The sequence below is a fragment of the Salinirubrum litoreum genome (assembly GCF_020567425.1).
In the GTDB taxonomy this organism is placed as follows: Archaea; Halobacteriota; Halobacteria; order Halobacteriales; family Haloferacaceae; genus Salinirubrum; species Salinirubrum litoreum.
In genome coordinates this window covers 569,716-585,508 of sequence record NZ_JAJCVJ010000001.1, presented here as the reverse complement: position 1 = coordinate 585,508, position 15,793 = coordinate 569,716, and the positions used below count along the sequence as shown (strand labels likewise).

Annotated in this window: 15 protein-coding genes; 8 read left to right on the top strand and 7 right to left on the bottom strand. The window is 67.6% G+C overall.

What is annotated here, in order from left to right:
- Positions 1 to 141: 141 nt before the first annotated feature.
- Entirely contained in the window at positions 142 to 1,017 is an 876-nt protein-coding gene (locus LI337_RS02820; protein WP_227228198.1) for a ribonucleotide-diphosphate reductase subunit beta, read from the bottom strand.
- A gap of 174 nt (positions 1,018 to 1,191) precedes the next feature.
- Between LI337_RS02820 and LI337_RS02815 the strand changes: the two genes are divergently transcribed.
- On the top strand, positions 1,192 to 1,728 hold the full coding sequence (locus LI337_RS02815) for a CBS domain-containing protein (protein WP_227228197.1): 537 nt from the start codon (positions 1,192 to 1,194) through the stop codon (positions 1,726 to 1,728).
- Between the two features lie 168 nt (positions 1,729 to 1,896).
- A complete protein-coding gene (locus LI337_RS02810) occupies positions 1,897 to 3,195 on the top strand; it encodes an ABC transporter substrate-binding protein (RefSeq protein ID WP_227228196.1) in 1,299 nt (432 codons plus the stop codon).
- A gap of 72 nt (positions 3,196 to 3,267) precedes the next feature.
- Here the strand turns inward: LI337_RS02810 and LI337_RS02805 are convergent, their stop codons facing one another.
- Positions 3,268 to 4,953 (bottom strand): thiamine pyrophosphate-binding protein, encoded by a 1,686-nt coding sequence (locus tag LI337_RS02805; protein ID WP_227228195.1) that lies wholly within the window; start codon positions 4,951 to 4,953, stop codon positions 3,268 to 3,270.
- A 296-nt stretch (positions 4,954 to 5,249) separates the two neighbouring features.
- On the opposite strand from LI337_RS02805, the gene ptsH1 reads away from it, so the two are divergent.
- From ptsH1 to LI337_RS02790, 3 genes are all read left to right on the top strand, one after another.
- Positions 5,250 to 5,543 (top strand): phosphocarrier protein HPr, encoded by a 294-nt coding sequence (gene ptsH1, locus LI337_RS02800; protein ID WP_227228194.1) that lies wholly within the window; start codon positions 5,250 to 5,252, stop codon positions 5,541 to 5,543.
- Positions 5,536 to 7,278: a phosphoenolpyruvate--protein phosphotransferase gene (gene ptsP / locus LI337_RS02795; protein WP_227228193.1), complete on the top strand. Its 1,743-nt coding sequence runs from the start codon at positions 5,536 to 5,538 to the stop codon at positions 7,276 to 7,278. Before ptsH1 ends, ptsP begins: the two co-directional genes overlap by 8 nt.
- Positions 7,279 to 7,398: 120 nt before the next feature.
- Entirely contained in the window at positions 7,399 to 7,548 is a 150-nt protein-coding gene (locus LI337_RS02790; protein ID WP_227228192.1) for a DUF7557 family protein, read from the top strand.
- Between the two features lie 42 nt (positions 7,549 to 7,590).
- On the opposite strand, the gene LI337_RS02785 is transcribed toward LI337_RS02790, so the two are convergent.
- Both LI337_RS02785 and LI337_RS02780 read right to left on the bottom strand, forming a co-directional pair.
- Positions 7,591 to 8,040, bottom strand: a complete 450-nt coding sequence (locus tag LI337_RS02785; RefSeq protein WP_227228191.1) for a DUF5799 family protein — start codon at positions 8,038 to 8,040, stop codon at positions 7,591 to 7,593.
- Positions 8,041 to 8,127: 87 nt separating this feature from the next.
- Entirely contained in the window at positions 8,128 to 9,435 is a 1,308-nt protein-coding gene (locus LI337_RS02780; protein ID WP_227228190.1) for a M28 family peptidase, read from the bottom strand.
- A 537-nt stretch (positions 9,436 to 9,972) separates the two neighbouring features.
- Here LI337_RS02780 and LI337_RS19825 point away from each other — a divergent pair.
- Positions 9,973 to 10,098 (top strand): hypothetical protein, encoded by a 126-nt coding sequence (locus LI337_RS19825; RefSeq protein ID WP_264474842.1) that lies wholly within the window; start codon positions 9,973 to 9,975, stop codon positions 10,096 to 10,098.
- Between the two features lie 443 nt (positions 10,099 to 10,541).
- On the opposite strand, the gene LI337_RS02775 is transcribed toward LI337_RS19825, so the two are convergent.
- On the bottom strand, positions 10,542 to 13,115 hold the full coding sequence (locus LI337_RS02775) for a heavy metal translocating P-type ATPase (RefSeq protein WP_227229413.1): 2,574 nt from the start codon (positions 13,113 to 13,115) through the stop codon (positions 10,542 to 10,544).
- Between the two features lie 162 nt (positions 13,116 to 13,277).
- Positions 13,278 to 13,862 carry an AsnC family transcriptional regulator gene (locus LI337_RS02770; protein WP_227228189.1) on the bottom strand — a complete coding sequence of 195 codons (585 nt, stop codon included), beginning with the start codon at positions 13,860 to 13,862 and terminating at the stop codon, positions 13,278 to 13,280.
- Between the two features lie 216 nt (positions 13,863 to 14,078).
- Between LI337_RS02770 and LI337_RS02765 the strand changes: the two genes are divergently transcribed.
- Complete coding sequence (locus LI337_RS02765; protein WP_227228188.1) at positions 14,079 to 14,273, top strand: heavy-metal-associated domain-containing protein; 195 nt, start codon at positions 14,079 to 14,081, stop codon at positions 14,271 to 14,273.
- A gap of 20 nt (positions 14,274 to 14,293) precedes the next feature.
- Here LI337_RS02765 and LI337_RS02760 read toward each other — a convergent pair whose 3' ends face one another.
- Complete coding sequence (locus LI337_RS02760) at positions 14,294 to 14,917, bottom strand: peroxidase-related enzyme (protein ID WP_303645193.1); 624 nt, start codon at positions 14,915 to 14,917, stop codon at positions 14,294 to 14,296.
- Positions 14,918 to 15,033: 116 nt separating this feature from the next.
- On the opposite strand from LI337_RS02760, the gene LI337_RS02755 reads away from it, so the two are divergent.
- A complete protein-coding gene (locus tag LI337_RS02755) occupies positions 15,034 to 15,774 on the top strand; it encodes an NRDE family protein (protein ID WP_227228187.1) in 741 nt (246 codons plus the stop codon).
- Positions 15,775 to 15,793: the final 19 nt, after the last annotated feature.

Below are 15,793 nucleotides of genomic sequence, written 5' to 3'. Positions count from 1 at the left end.
TAAGAAAGTTCGTGGGAGTCCGGCGGTGAATACGGAACTTCGTGGCAGTCCGGCGGTGAATACGGAACTTCGTGGCAGTCCGGTGGTGAATACGGAACATCGTGGCAGTCCGGTGGTGAACACCGGAGAGAAGGATGTCGTTCAGTCGTCCAGCGCCACCAGTCGCTCGACGTTCGGAATCTCGGCCGTCGCGTTCGTGATCTGCTGCATCCGCTGGAGGTGTTTCTCGGTCGCGTACTCGACGAACTCGGAGTCCGCCGGGCCGAAGTCGCCCGTGACGGTCGTGACGATACCGTGGACCATCGGCATCAGTTCGTTGACCGTGTCGTGGATGATCTGTGGGTCCGCCCCGTCCTCGAGGAGGTCCTTCAGTTTCGTCATGCCGAAGCCGACGTGTCGTCCCTCGTCGCCACGAATCTGGGTGACGCCCGCGACCAACCCCGGTAGGGTCGGGAGACGCGTGTACTCGCTGTCGTCGTAGCAGGCGCTCATGATGTAGTAGCCGGTCTGAGCGAGGATACCCTCTATCGTCAGGTGGTAGTGACAGAACGCCCGGACGCGGTTCTCCGCGCTGTCGTCGTCCAGCAGGCGGTGCATCGCCTGCTCGTTGCGGTCGAACAGGTCGACGTAGTCGTCGTTGAACCAGCGGTCCTCGGTCGGATAGCTTCGCTCGACGCCGCGTGCGTCCTCGACCGGGTGGATCACCTCGCGCCAGTAGCGGTCGAAGAAGTCCAGATGTTTCGCCTCCTCGTACAGCTGACTCGTGATGAACATCGAGTCCGCAGGGTCGTCGGCCCGTACCGCCAGCGGTGAGAGGTCCTCGGTCACGGCCTGTTCACCGGCACCGAACCGCGCGAGGAACAGTCGCAGTTGGTCGAACACCTCGTCGTCCACCGCCGACAGCGGCCCGGCGTCCGCCGAGAGGTCGATGTCGTGTGGGTCCCAGTGGTTCTCGACCGCGTGCCGATAGTATCGCTGTGACCGACTCCTGTCGTCGATCTGCATCTGCCCGGACATATCGATAGATACGACTACTCAGATAAAACCTTTACCCGTGGTTTTGGTGAAGACTATTGCACCGGAGAGACAGTTCGGTTCGGAATGCGGTCTGTCTAACCGTCACAGTAGGATGTTCGACTGAATAAAGCTGGCGGGGGTAGCTTTTAGCCGAAACCCGCCGAAGGCTTCGCTATGGATACGAGTGTCATGGTGCGTGATGTCATGAGTCGCGAGTTCGTCGGGGTGAGTGAGTCCGATACGGTGGCGGGCGCAGTCGGTGTGATGCTCGAAGACGGAACCGACTGCGCCGTCGTCCTCAGAGGGAACGACCCGGTCGGCGTGGTGACGAGCATCGCTGCGCTCGACCTCCTGGTCGACGGTGCCGACCCCGACTCGACGCCCGTCTCCGAGGTGATGGGACCGGTCGGACCGGTCGTCTCGCCCGCCGACGTGCTCTCCGAGGCGGCGAGGCGGATGGTCACGGAACCGGCCCGACGACTGCTGGTGATGGACGGCGACGACCTGCTCGGCGTCCTGTCCGAGCGCGACGTGATGGCCGCGACGGCGACGTCGGTGCCCGAATCCCCCAACGAGGCGCTGGCGATGGAGACCGAGAGCCGAGACCCGGAGTACACCGACCAGAGCATCTGTGAGGTCTGCGGGACGCTCGCTCGTGAACTGGCGAACGTCAACGGACAACTCGTCTGTCCGGACTGTCGTGAAGTGTGAGTCAGCGGTCACGCCTCGGCGGTGCCGCCTCGTCGGTCGACGAGGGCCCGTCTCGTGGACCGTCGAATCGGTGCCCGCGAGTTTCTTGCGGGGTCCGGACAGGAAACCAATAGCCCGAACGGTCATTCGAAAGGTAGATTTATAAATCGGAACCTCAATCCGTCACGTATGGTACGTGATATCGAACGCCGAGACTTCCTGAAGGGAGTCAGCGTCGCAGGCATCGCCGGACTGGCCGGTTGTACCGGCGGCGGTGGCGACGGCACGGAGACGAGTACACCCACCGACGGCGGCGGTGGCGACGACATGACCGAGACCGACAGCGGCGGCGGCGGTATGTCCCGCGACAATCCGGTCCGCGTCGGCGTCCTGATGCCCGAGACCGGCGACCTGTCGTCGGTCGGTGTCCCGATCCGTGACGGCGCGCTCCTCCCGGCGGTGCAGTTGGAAGGCGAGACGGACTTCACCATCGAGACGCAGGTGGCAGACACCCAGACGGACCCGCAGGCGGGGATCAGCGCGGCGGAGAACCTCGTCAACTCCGGCTTCCCGGCGATCACCGGGCCGGCGTCTTCGGGTGTAAACCTGCAGGTGACCCGGCAGGTGCTCATCCCGAGCGGTGTCGTCGGCTGTTCGCCGTCGTCGACCTCGCCGAACGTCACGACGCTCGAGGACAACGACCTCATCTTCCGGACCCCGCCGAGTGACGCCCTGCAGGGGCAGGTCATCGCACAGGTCGGGAGCGACGAACTCGACGCGAGTACGGCCGCGACGATGTACGTCAACAACGACTACGGACAGGCGCTGTCCGACGCCTTCGGCGAGTCCTTCTCCGGCGAGGTGGCCAACGCGGTCTCCTTCGAGAAGGAACAGCCGTCGTACACCTCGCGGCTGGAGACGGCACTCCAGAACGACCCCGACATGCTGGTCGTCATCGGCTACCCGGCGTCCGGCATCCAACTGTTCCGCGACTACTACAACGACTTCGACAGCGGTGTCGACATCGTGGTCACGGACGGCCTGAAGGACCCCGAACTGCCCGGCGAGGTCGGGAGCAACATGTCGAACGTCATCGGCACCGCGCCCACCGCCGCCGGTCCCGGTCGAGAGTTCTTCACGAACCTCTACCAGGAGGAGTACGGCTCCGAACCCGGCGTGTTCACCTCGCAGGCGTACGACGCGACCGCCGTGTTGATCCTCGCCAACGTCGCGGCGGGCGAGAACACCGGCACGGCGATCCGCGACAACCTGCGTGCGGTCGCCAACCCCGAGGGCGAGCAGTACGGTCCCGAGAGCCTCGCGGACGCGGTCGCCGCGGTGGCCGCCGGCGAGGAGATCAACTACGTGGGTGCGTCGAGTCCGGTCGACTTCGACGAGAACGGCGACATGCAGGCCGTCACCTACGAGATCTTCGGCTTCACGTCCGACGGCGTGGAGACCCAGCGGACCATCGACTTCGGCGGCTGATCGGCCAGCCACTCGATCAGACTTCTTTCGACGCCACTCGTCAGTGGCGAGGCTCTCTCGTTCGACGCCAGTTCAGTCGTGGACCGCCACGTCCAGTACGTCGGGGCCGTCGCGGGCCATCGCAGACTCGACCGCTCCGGCGATGCGCTCGGGGGCTTCGATTCGTTCTCCCCTCGCGCCGTGGCTCTCGGCGTTCGCCGGGATGTCGACCGGCGGGTGGAAGTCCATCCCCACGAAGTCCAGATCGGACTCGTCCGCGCCGAACAGTTCCACGGCGTTGTCTTTCAGGATGCGGTAGTTGCGGTTGTCCGGGATCACGACCGTCAGATCGACGCCGTGGCGGACCGCCGAGTAGAGCGCGTGCGGGTAGTAGAGGTACGAGCCGTCGCCGACGAAGCCGAGGACGTCGCGTGGGGCGGGCCGCATCGACTCGGCGATGGCCGCGCCGACCGACGCCGGGAGGCCGTAGCCCAGTCCGCCGCCCTTGTTCGAGACGTACTGCTCGGCCTGCATCGGCCAGCGCGTCAACATCGCGTACTTGGCGGTGACACCCTCGTCGACGATGTATGCGTCGGGCGCGACCTCGCGGAGCGTGTCCACGAGTTCGGCCTTCGAGGCGACCGACTGGGCGTCGTCGGTGTCGTCGCCCATCTGCTCCATCTGCTGGCTCGCCATCGTCTGCATCGTGTCGACGCGCTCCAGTCTGGCGTCTCGCTCCTCGTCGCTGATAGCCCCGCCCGCGAGATCGGCCAGTTCCGAGAGCGTCGCTTCGAGGTCACCGATCACGGCCGCGTCGGCTGGCTGGTTCTTGCCGACTTCCCACGCGTCCGGCGAGAGGTGGATGCAGGTCGCGTCCGCGGGGACCAGCGGGGCCTCGTGGCGCGTCAGCGTCGTGTTCGTCGAACAGCCCGCGAAGACGAGCGTGTCGGTGTTCATGAGCGTCGCGGCGAGTTGCTCGTCCGGCGGGACGTACGACACCCACTGGTCGTGGTCGGTCGGGAAGTCGATCTCGCAGGCGAGAATCTCGCCGTGGACGCGCGCGCCGGTCGCCTCCGCGAACGCGACTGCGGCGTCGACTGCCCCGTGGCCGGCGCGGGCGATCTCGTCGCCGACCACCAGAACCGGGTTCTCGGCGTCGGCCAGCAACTCGGCGGCGTGGGCGATCTGCCGGGCGTCACCCCGGCCGGCCGTCGGGATCGGCCCCACTCGCTCGGGTTCCGCGTCGGTCTCGGCGAGCATCGTGTCGAGTGGGAGGCCGAGGAAGACCGGCCCGGTCGGCGGGGTGAGCGCGACGCGAACCGCCCGGCGGAGCATCGTCGGGAGCGCGTCGGGGTCGAGCACCTCGGCGGACCACTTGCAGAACTGGTCCGCGAGCGCCTCCAGGTCGCCCGAGAGAATCGGCTCCTCGTGGCGGAAGTCGGTGCTGTGGTTCCCGGCGGTGACGAGCAGGGGTGCCCCGGCGACGCTCGCGCCGTAGAGGTTCCCGAGTCCGTGCGCGAGACCGGGGGTGATGTGCAGGTTGACGACACCGAGCGGGCAGACCGAGTCGTCGTGGTGGGAGTGATACCGCCGGGTCTGCGCGTAGCCGGCGGCCATGCCGACCGCCACGTCCTCGTGGAGACCGAGGACGTACTCCAGGTCGCTGTCTGCCAGCGCGTCCATCACCGGGAGTTCGGTGGTGCCGGGGTTGCCGAAGACGTGTTCGACGCCGTAGCCTTCGAGGGCCTCGGTGAACAGGTCGGCGGTGGTGCGTGTCATACCGGCGTGTCGGCCGGGGGTCGCTTAGTTGGTGGTGTCGGAGACGTGTTCCGACTCGCTGCGGGTCCGGGTGGCTCGGAGCACGGCACCACTGCGAGCGTCCGGCGACTCGAGCATGGCGACCCGTGACAGCAGGGTCGCGACACGACCAGAGTCGACGCGGTTCACCGGCACCGAGCGACTAACGTCCTCGGGCACCAATCCCACCCCATGCGACACCAGTCCGCATCCACCCGAGCGACACACTCGTCTTTCGTCCGCCGATCCGACCGCCGAACAGTACCCACGGAGGAACGATGAGGCGCGTCGTCACCGTCGTCCCCGAGGCCGGACTCCACGCCCGCCCGGCCGCGAAGTTCGTCGAGACCGCCGGCGAGTTCGACGCCGAGGTACAGGTCGGCCGCGCCGACGAGGGCGACGACGGACTGGTCAACGCCGCCAGTATGCTCGGTGTCACCGGCTTGAACGTCCGTAGGGACGAGGACGTGCTGATCGTCGCCGAAGGTGACGACGCCGAGGCCGCACTCGACGCCCTCGAAGCGATTCTCTCGACACCCGAATCGGGTGACGGCGAGTCCGAGGATGCCTGACGAGCGCGTCCTCTCCGGGATCGGGGTCACCCCCCGCGTCGGCGTCGGCACGGCGCGGTGGCACCGACCCGAGATCGAACTCTCGGACCCACCGGCACCCGAGACGGTCGATCCCGAGGCAGAACGGTCGCGGTTCGAGACCGCCCGCGACCGGGCACGCGAGGCGATCGAGCGCGAACGCGACCGCGCCGAGGAGCGCGTCGGCGCGGAGGAGGCCGCCGTCTTCGACGCGCACCGTCAGTTCCTCGACGATCCGCAGATCTCGGAGGGTGTGGAGTCGGCACTCGGCGATGGGCTACCCGCCGAACACGCCGTCCAGCGTACCTTCGACCGATTCGTCGAGCAGTTCGCCGGGATGGAGGGACGGATGGCCGAGCGTGCCGACGACCTGCGGGACCTGCGGGACCGCCTGCTCCGGATCCTGACCGACGCGACGACGACCGATCTGGCGGCCGTCCCCGAAGGGACCGTCCTCCTCGCGGAGCGTCTCACGCCGAGCGACACCGCCGCGCTCGACCCGGAGCGTGTCGCGGGAGTCGCGGTCCAGACCGGCGGGCGCACCTCCCACGCGGCCATCTTCGCCCGGGCGCTGGCACTGCCGGCTGTCGTCGGCGTCGGTGACGCACTGTCGGACGTGCCGGAGGGTGCGGCGGTTCTCGTCGACGGCGAGGCCGGCGAAGTGGTCGTCGATCCCGGTGAGAACAGGCGAGCGAGCGCCGACGAGTCGGCCGGTGCGAGCGTCCGCGAGGGGCGCGTGACGACGACCGACGGCCGCGCAGTCGAGGTGGCGGCGAACGTCGGTCGGCCGGTCGAGGTCGATCCGGCGGTCGAACGCGGCGCGGACGGCATCGGTCTCTACCGGACCGAGTTCCTGTTTCTCGACCGGGACGCCCCGCCCGACGAGGCCGAACAGATGGCGGCCTACCGGTCCGCACTCGCGGCGTTTCCCGAGGGCCGCGTGGTCTGTCGGACGCTGGACGTGGGCGGGGACAAGCCGATCCCGTACCTCGATCTGCCAGAGAGCGAGAACCCCTTCCTCGGCGAGCGCGGCATCCGGCGGTCGCTCGGTCCCGACGCCGACCTGTTCGAGACGCAACTGCGGGCACTCCTGCGTGCTGGGGCCGAGTCAGGTGACGACGGCGGGGGCGAGGACGCGGACGACGAGACCGGCGCGGCACTCGGCGACCTCGCGGTCATGCTCCCGATGGTCAGTCGGATCGAGGAGGTCGAGTCCGTACTCGCGGTGCTGGAGTCGGTCGCGTCCGACCTCGATTCGGCGGGAGTTCCCTACGCGATGCCGGAGTTCGGCGTGATGGTCGAGACGCCGGCCGCCGCGACGCTCGCCGGTGATCTGGCCGAGCGTGTCGACTTCCTCTCTATCGGCACCAACGACCTGACGCAGTACGTGATGGCGGCCTCGCGCGGCGACGAACGTGTCGCAGCACTGCACGACCCACTCTATCCCGCAGTGCTGCGGACGATCCGACAGACGACGCGGGCGGCGGACGGCACCGACTGTTGGGTCGGGATGTGCGGCGAGATGGCCGGCGATCCGGCGCTGACGGAACTGTTGATCGGTCTCGGCCTGGACGAACTCTCGGCGAGTGTGGTGACGGTCCCGGACGTGAAGGCGCGTGTCAGCGAGACCGACAGCGAGGCGGCGCGTGCGCTGGCAGAGCGGGCGCTGGCCGCCGAGACGGTGGCCGAAGTCCGGGAGATCGTCGGTATCGAGTGACGAGAGATTCGGGGAGCGATTCGGGCGTCGGCGTCGAGTGACGGCGCGTGATTCACGCACCGTCGTCTGGGACCGGGAATCGAACGGTGATTTAAGTTCTCAGGCGTCGAATCCGTGGGTATGCCCCAGATCCACCTCGACGAGGAGACCGTGGCACGACTCGACGACCTCCGGCAGGAAGACGAGGAGTACGACGAGATCATCACCGAACTCATCAACATCTACGAGGCCGAGGAGATGACACTGTTCCGGACCGGCGACGAGGTGTAAGTCGGTCGTCGACGACGACAGTCTGCGGTCGCAGTCGTACTCTCACTCCGCCTCGGCGGCGGTCGCGCGAACCTGCTCCCACTTGCCCTTCGATTCGAGGTGCTGTTGGAGCGTGTCGGCGTACTCCTGTGTCAGACTCTCTGCGGCCGCCAGCCGCTGTTTGTCCCGACCCGTGCCGTTCCCGAGACCGATGGCGTTCTTGATCGAGTCGAGGACCCCACCCGAACTGTTCGACTTGCCGCCGCCGGCACCACCCATCGCCTGCATCTGGTCTTGGATGTTGTCCAACTCCGGCATCACCTGCGGGAGTTTCTCGGTGTTGGCGACGATCCGGGCCGACTCCGGGTCGTCGGCGTCTGCGATCTCGAACTCCACGGCGGTCATGATCAGGCCCCACTCCTGACTGGAGAACTCCGAGGCCTGCACGCGGTCGTTGAACTCCTGATCGACGCGCATCCGGTCGCCGACGATCCGATCTGTCCAGTCTGCCATAGCCTGCGGTACGACGACCGCCGTGTTGAGGGTTTCCCTGTCGGCACAGCGACGGGTCCCGGCCGGCCGTGCGCTTCGGCGGCCGCGTCAGTCGTCGTAGGGCCAGTCGCCGGTGATCTGCATCCCCTCGGCGAGGTCCTCGTCGGCCAACTGCTCGGCGATTGCGTCGGGATCACGGTGTGCGACCTCGGTCCCCTCGTCGGCGAGTTCGACCACGAGTTCCGTCAGGAGGATGGCCTGCTCGCGGAGGTTCCGGGGTTCGAGTTTGTCGAGCGTGTCGGCCTCGGTATGGCCCCAGCCTCGGCCGGTCTCCTCGGACTTGCCGGCGACCATGTAGCCGGGGACACCCCACTGGACGAACGGCCAGTGGTCGCTGTGCGGGACGAGACCGGGGTTCGTCGCGACCGGGTGGTCGAACCGGTCCGCGACCGTCTCGGCCGCGTCGAGCAGTTCGGGGAAGCCGTGGGTCCCGAGCGACAGTGTCCGACCGTAGACGTTGCTGTCGACGTTGACGATGGCCCTGATCGCGTCGTGGTCGGCGCGGTCGGCCTCGTGGTGAGAACCGACGAGCCCCACCTCCTCGGAGCCGTAGCAGACGAACCGGACGCGCGTGTCGAGTTCGTCCTCGCGGGCGGCGAGCGCACGGGCGACCTCCACGACCGTCGCCGTGCCCGCGCCGTTGTCCATCGCGCCCTCGGCGATGTCGTGGGCGTCGACGTGGCTGGAGACGAGAATCTCCTCGTCGGTGTCGGGCCCGAGTTCGGCGTGGACGTTCCCGCTGGTGGCGTCGGGCGTCTCGCAGTCGACCTCCACGTCGACCGTCTCGCCCTCGAACCGGCGGGCGAGTCGCGCGCCGACCTCGCTGGAGACGCCGACGGCCGGGATGTCGCCGACCGGCGCCTCCTCGGTGCCGACGCTCCCGGTCGGCGGGAGTTGGCCCTGCACGTGGTTCCGGAAGACGAACGCTGCTGCGCCGGCCTCGACGGCGTGGTAGTACTTCTCGCGTCGGTGGATGAACCGATCGAAGTGATCCGGGACGGTCGAGGAGACCATCACGACTTTTCCTGCGAGGTCGTCGTCGAAGTCCTCGGGGAGACCGTAGCCGATGTCCACGAGTTCGCCCTCGGCGAAGCCCTCGGGACTGCGCGGGAGCGCGATGCAGGACTCGCGGCTGTCGCCGACGGCGATGGCGCTGGTGCCGCGTTCCCAGCCCTGAATCGCGAAGTCGTCGATGTGTGCGTTCCGCGCGCCGACCGCCTCCAGTGCGTCGCGGGTCGCTTCGAGTCCCTCGCGTTCGCCGGGCGACCCGGCCATGCGGTTTCCGATGTCGACGAGTGTCTCCAGGTGGTCCCATCCCACGTCGCTGGTGAAGGTGTCTCCGATCCAGTCGGTCATGGCCCCGAGTGTGGGCGGTCGCGGCCTAATCGTTTGGGTGACGGCGGAACTGTGGGGTGATCGGGTGAACGTTGGGTTCGTGGACTCGGTGGAGCCAACAGCGACAGGACAGCAGACTGCGACCCGCGACAGCACCGCAAACTGCAACCGCGACAGCACCGCAAACTGCAACCGCACCAGCACCGCTACTCGTCGTAGCGTACCTCTGCCACGACCGCACCCGCGACAGCAGCGCACCGCAGACCGCATCCGCACCTCGTCCTCCCCAGCCTCGGGGACCTCTCCGCACCGCCCGGTCTCCTCCCTCGCGCGCGCTCCTCGCACGCGCCGGACTTTCGGTAAAACCGCGCGCATCACCAGTCACCCGAACAGCCGACGACAGCCCGGAATCCGACAGGACGCGATCTGCTGGCGAACCGACCCGAGCAGTGTCCGAGCGACAGCGAGTGGTCTGCTCGCAGGGCGCGCCGTCAGCAGTCGGGGAGGTTCGGGGATCACTGCGACTGCCGGATTCCAGTCCGCCAGACGACACGCCGGGTGACCACCAGTGACGACACGATGGGTCGCAGAGTTCGGGTGGGACTGGAAGGGGCCGGCGGTCTCGTGAACGAGACGGTGGAGAGCTTCGCTCTCCAGAATCTCGACCCCGCCGCGACGACGTAAGCACCGGACGGAGGCGAGTCAGCTTGCTGACTCGCCGACTGAGGCGCGTGGTTCGAGAGACGCCCTCGGCGTCTCTCGTCATCACGAGAGAGCTTCGCTCTCTCGAACGACACCGAGTCGCGGCGGTCTTCGTGAGCCTGCGAACAGGGCGAGACCGAGGGTCTCGCTGGCAGTCGGCGCGGCGCGCCGACGACAGACCGGGACCGGAGGTCCCGCCAGCAACCGGCGCACAGCGCCGGTGACGAAGGTTCGTCAGAGCGTGCTTCTGACAGTGGTCGAGACGCCGGGGGCTTTCAGCTCTCGTCGTCTGCGACCGATCCGGCAGAGTCGTCTGCGGCCGACTCGGCAAAGTTCTCCACGACGTATCTGAACGAGTTCTCTCCCACCGAACCTACACCTCCACCCGAATCCACGACCGACCAGTAAAATCCGTCTCCCGAGTCTCACCGCAGGAAGCCCAGCACCTCGTACCGCGAGTCCGGATCGTACCGGCGGAAGGCGAGACTGTTCGCCAGCACCGACACCGAGGAGAACGCCATCGCGCCGGCCGCGAAGACCGGCTGGAGCAGGCCCAGCGACGCGAGTGGGATCATCGCCGTGTTGTACGCCAGCGCCCAGAAGAGGTTCTGCTTGATCTTCCGCAGCGTTCCCTCCGAGACGTTGATCGCCCGAAGCACGTCTGCCGGGTCGTCACGCATCAGGGTCACGTCCGCCGCCTCGATGGCCACGTCGGTCCCGGAGCCGATGGCCACGCCGACGAACGCGGCCGCCAGCGCGGGCGCGTCGTTCACGCCGTCGCCGACCATCATCGCCCGCGAACCGTCCGACTGGATCGACTCCACCGTGTCGGCCTTCTCGTCCGGGAGCACCTCCGCCCGGACGTTCTCGGGGTCGATGCCGACCTGCCCTGCCACCGCGCGGGCGGTGCGCTCGTTGTCGCCCGTCAGCAGCATCACCGTCTTGCCGCGCCCCCGGAGGTCCGCGACCGCCTGCTGTGCCGACTCTTTCACCGTGTCCGCGACCGCGAGCACCCCCAGCAGGTCGCCGTCGAGTGCGACCAGCATCGCCGTCTTCCCCTGCGACTCGAGTTCCTCGCGAGCCTCGTCTGCCGGCGTGGGGTCCACGTCGTCGTCCCGCAGGAGTGCGGGCGTCCCGACGAGGACCGTGCCGTGGTCGGTCCGGGCGCGGACGCCCTTCCCCGCGACGTTCATGAACGCGGTCGGCTCCGAGACGTCGACGCCGCGCTCCTCGGCTCCGGCCACGACCGCCTGCGCGATGGGGTGTTCACTGCCGCGCTCCGCAGAGGCGGCGACTTCCAGCAGGAACGCCTCGCTGACGCCCTCGGCGTCCGACTCCTCGACCGGGGCCGCACCGTCGGCCCGCGCCCCGACGACCTGCGCGTCGGTCAGTTCCATCTCGCCCTCGGTCAACGTCCCGGTCTTGTCGAAGACGACGGTGTCCACGTCCCGGACGCGCTCCAGTACGTCGCCACCCTTGAACAGGATGCCGTGGGTCGCACCGATGGCGGTGCCGACCATCGTCGCGGCCGGCGTGGCGAGACCGAGCGCACAGGGACACGCGATCAGCACCGCACTGGCGAAGACGACCACGCCGAACTCGAAGGGCGTGATGGCGGCCGGGCCGCCGCCGACCAGCCCCCACAGCGGGAGACTCGTGACCAATCCGGAGAGTGTCTCGGGGAACAGATACCAGAGCGTCCCCCACGCCAGCGCGTTGACGATCACGGCCGGGACGAAGTACGCCGAGATGCGGTCCGCCAGCGTCTGGATCTCGGGCTGGCGGCTCTGGGCGTCCCGGACCATCGAGACGATCTGCTGGATGGCGGTCTCCGACCCGACCTTCGTCGCCCGGACGTACAGGACGCCGTTCTCGTTGATCGTGGAGCCGACCACCTCGTCGCCCGGTTCCTTCTCGACCGGCACCGACTCGCCGGTGACCATCGACTCGTCGACTGCCGACTCCCCGTCGATCACCTCGCCGTCGGTCGGGATCTGCTCGCCGGGCTTGACCTTCATCACGTCGCCGACCTGCACCTCGTCGCGGTCCACCTCACGCTCGTCTGCGTAGCCGTCCTCGGTCTCGGTGACCAGGCGAGCGGTGTCGGCTTCCATCTCCAGCAGTTGCCGGATGGCGTCGCCGGCCCGACTCTTCGACCGGGCTTCGAGGTAGTTGCCGAGCGTGATGAACGTCAGGATCAGCGCGGCGCTCTCGAAGTAGAGTCCACCGGGGATCAGGGCCAGCAGGACCGCCACGGAGTAGACGTACGCAGTCGTCGACCCCATGGCGATCAGCACGTCCATGTTCGCGGTCCGGTTCTTCACGAGGGCGGTGTAGGAGTTCTCGTAGAACTCCCGACCGAGGACGACCTGGACCGGCGTGGCCAACAGAAGCGCGATCCACTCCTTCCCGAGTCCGAAGACGGCGTCGGGGACCGGAATCCCGACCAGTCCGCCCATCGTCAGCACCGACAGCGGAATCGAGAGGAGCGCACCGAACAGGACGAGTCGCCGCTGGCGGGCGGTCTCGGCGTCGCGTGCGGCGTCGGCCGCACTCGCTCCGTCCGTCCCGTCGTCGCTCTCCTCCCGGACCGGACTGTAGCCGGCGTTCTCGATAGCGTCGTAGATGTCGTCGCGGGAGGCGACGCCGGGATCGTACGAGACCTGCGCCTCGTCGGTCGCGTAGTTCACCTCCGCCGAGAGGACCCCCTCCGTGTCGAGCAGACGCGTCTGGATCGTCTCCGCGCAGTTCGCACAGGACATGTCGGTCACGGCGACCGTCAGTTCGGCCGAGATCGGGGTGTACCCCGCCGACTCGACCGCCTCGTGAATCTCCCGGAGCGACACCTGTTCGGGGTCGTACTCGACCGTCCCCTCGTCGGTCGCGTAGTTGACGTTCACCGACTCGATCCCGTCGAGGCGTTCTATCGCCTCCGTGACGGTCGTCGAGCAGTTCGCACACGACATCCCGCCGATCTCGATTCTGACGCGTGTCACGATCTCACCTTACTCGTTCCTACGCACTACTCGTTCAATCCCTTTGTCCCTTCGAGAGCAAGTGTCGTAGCGCAGGCAAACGCCCGAGTCGAAAGTCCAGACCGGTCGAATCTTTCGATCCGAGACCGAAGACCGAACGCGCAAAGAGGGTGTGGGTCCGGCGAATCAATCTGCGGTGAGCGCTTCTTCCTCGCGGTGCTCGGAGGCACACGACTCCGAACAGAAGTGGAGACGGCCGCCGTCCAGCGTCAGCGACTCGCCCTCGGCCCCGACGGTTCGGCCACACTCGGTACACGACAACACGAGTTCGGCGTCGCCGAGCGTCGGTGTCCACGAACTCTCCGCGAGCAGGTGGACGTCGTACTCCTCGATCAGGTCGAGATCGACCGCCTCGGCCACGAGAGGGGCGATCCTCCGGTCGGCGGCGATCCCCTTACAGAGGACCCGGGCACCGGCGGTCTCGAAGACGTGCTCGACCCAGTCGAGGTCGGCGATGGCCGCTCTGATCTCGCCGGCGGACCCGGGGTCGACCGTCAAGTCGAGGAGGACCGGCACACCTTCGGAGAGCTTCGAGCGGTCCAGATCGACCGTGAACCGGTCGATCACACCGAGCGATTGGAGTCGGTCGACTCGGTCGGAGACCGCAGGCGGGGACAGGTCGACTTCCTCAGCGATCCCGCTGAACGGCCGGCGACCGTCTTCCAGCAGGAGTCGGAGGATCTGTCGATCCGTGTCGTCTAAGTCACGCATACGACTCACTTTGGTCGTTCTGGTGTATGACTTTTTTGCTATGACTCTCTGTCTAACTACAGTCACATTGTTTCGTGTGTTTCACTCGCGGATCGGCACCGATCCGGCGGACGCCCGGTTGTGGGTTCCGCACGAACACGCTCCGGATCGACCGGTCGCTCGCGGCAGAGCGGTGGTGCAGAAAGCGATTTGGGTGTCGATTTCGTAGTCCGTCGTATGACGTCACTCACCGTCGAAGGGATGAGCTGTGGCTCCTGTGAAGCCGCCGTGGTCGAGGCACTCGAAGGCGTCGAGGGCGTAGAGAGCGCGACCGCAGATCACGAGTCGAACGCCGCGACCGTCGAGGGAGACGCCGACCCACTCGATCTGATCGTCGCCGTGCAGGACGCTGGCTACGACGCGAGCGCCTGACGAAGGAACGGACGGCGAGCCTACCGCCCCATCGTGTGGAACTCGTCGTTCGGGCGCATGTCGGCGAACATCGCCATCCGGTTCGAGAGGTTGAAGAAGGCCGTCACGGACGCGATGTCCCACATCGCCTCCTCGGAGTAGCCGGCGTCTGCCAGTCGGTCCAGATCTGCTTCGGTCACTTCGGCGGGCGACTCGGTGAGTTTGACGGCCACGTCGAGCATGGTCTTCCGCCGCTCGCTCACGTCGGCGGTCCGGTAGTTGGCGACCAACTGGTCCGCGAGTTTCGGTGACTTAGCGTAGATCCGGGCGAGTGCGCCGTGCGCGACGTTGCAGTAGTAGCAGTGGTTGACGCCGGAGACCGCGACGACGATCATCTCGACCTCCTCTCGGTCCAGTGCAGTGTCGTCGACGAGGGCGTCGTGGTAGTCGAAGAACGCCCGGAAGTGCGACGGCTTGTAGGCGAACCCCGCGAAGACGTTCGGCGTGAAGCCGGCGCGGTCGGTCTCCTCGGCGATCCGCGCCTGGAGGTCGTCGGGGAGGTCTTCGAAGTCCGGCACCGGGAAGTTACGCATCGCGTCGTCGTCGAGAGTGGGCGAGTCGCTGTCGTCGTCAGGGGTGCGCGAGTCGCTGTCGTCTGCTGGCATGCGCGGCGGTTCGGCGGGACCGGTGTTAAGGATGTGCGCCGGTTCACAGAGTGCGGTGCCGAGGCGGTACGCCCCACCGAACAGGAGTTAAATCCGGGGCGCACCTACTACGGGTCGTGTGCACTCTCACCCTCGCGTGGCAGGTGTTTCCGGACGCGCCCGTGGTCGTCGCGGCGAACCGTGACGAGGCGATAGACCGCCCCTCGCGCCCGCCGACGACACTGGAGCGCGACCCCGGTGTCGTCGCGCCGCAGGACGCCGAGGCCGGCGGGACGTGGATCGGCTACAACGAACACGGTCTGTTCGTCGCGATCACGAACCGGTGGGTGGGCGACGGGTTGGTCGGCCAGCGCTCGCGGGGCCTGCTGGTCCGGGACGCACTCCGCCAGCAGTCCGCCGAGGACGCCGCCCGACTGGTCGAGCGCGAGTTACGCGAGCGGAGTTACGAGGGGTTCAACCTGGTCGTCGCCGACGCGAACGCGGCCATCCTGCTGGAGTGGGACGGCTTGCTCGCGGTCCGGAACTTCGACCCCGGCGTCCACGTCGTCGTCAACGTTGGGGCGGACGACGACTTCTTCGTGCCGGAGGAACGGCCGAAGATCGGTCGCCAGCAGGCCGACAACGCCCGGCGACTCTACGATGCGCTCCAACCGGAACCGGGCGAGTCGTCCGGTGGGTGGCTGGACCGCGCGCGTGACGCCATCCGAGACCACGACTTCGGCGTCTGCATCCACGGCGACGGCTTCGGCACGCGGTCGTCCTCGCTCGTCTCGATCGGTGCGGAGGGCGTCAGCTACCGCTTCGCCGACGGACCACCCTGCGAGACCGAGTACCGTCCGGTCGAAAGCCAAGTTTAAACGACTCGCGGGACGAGTA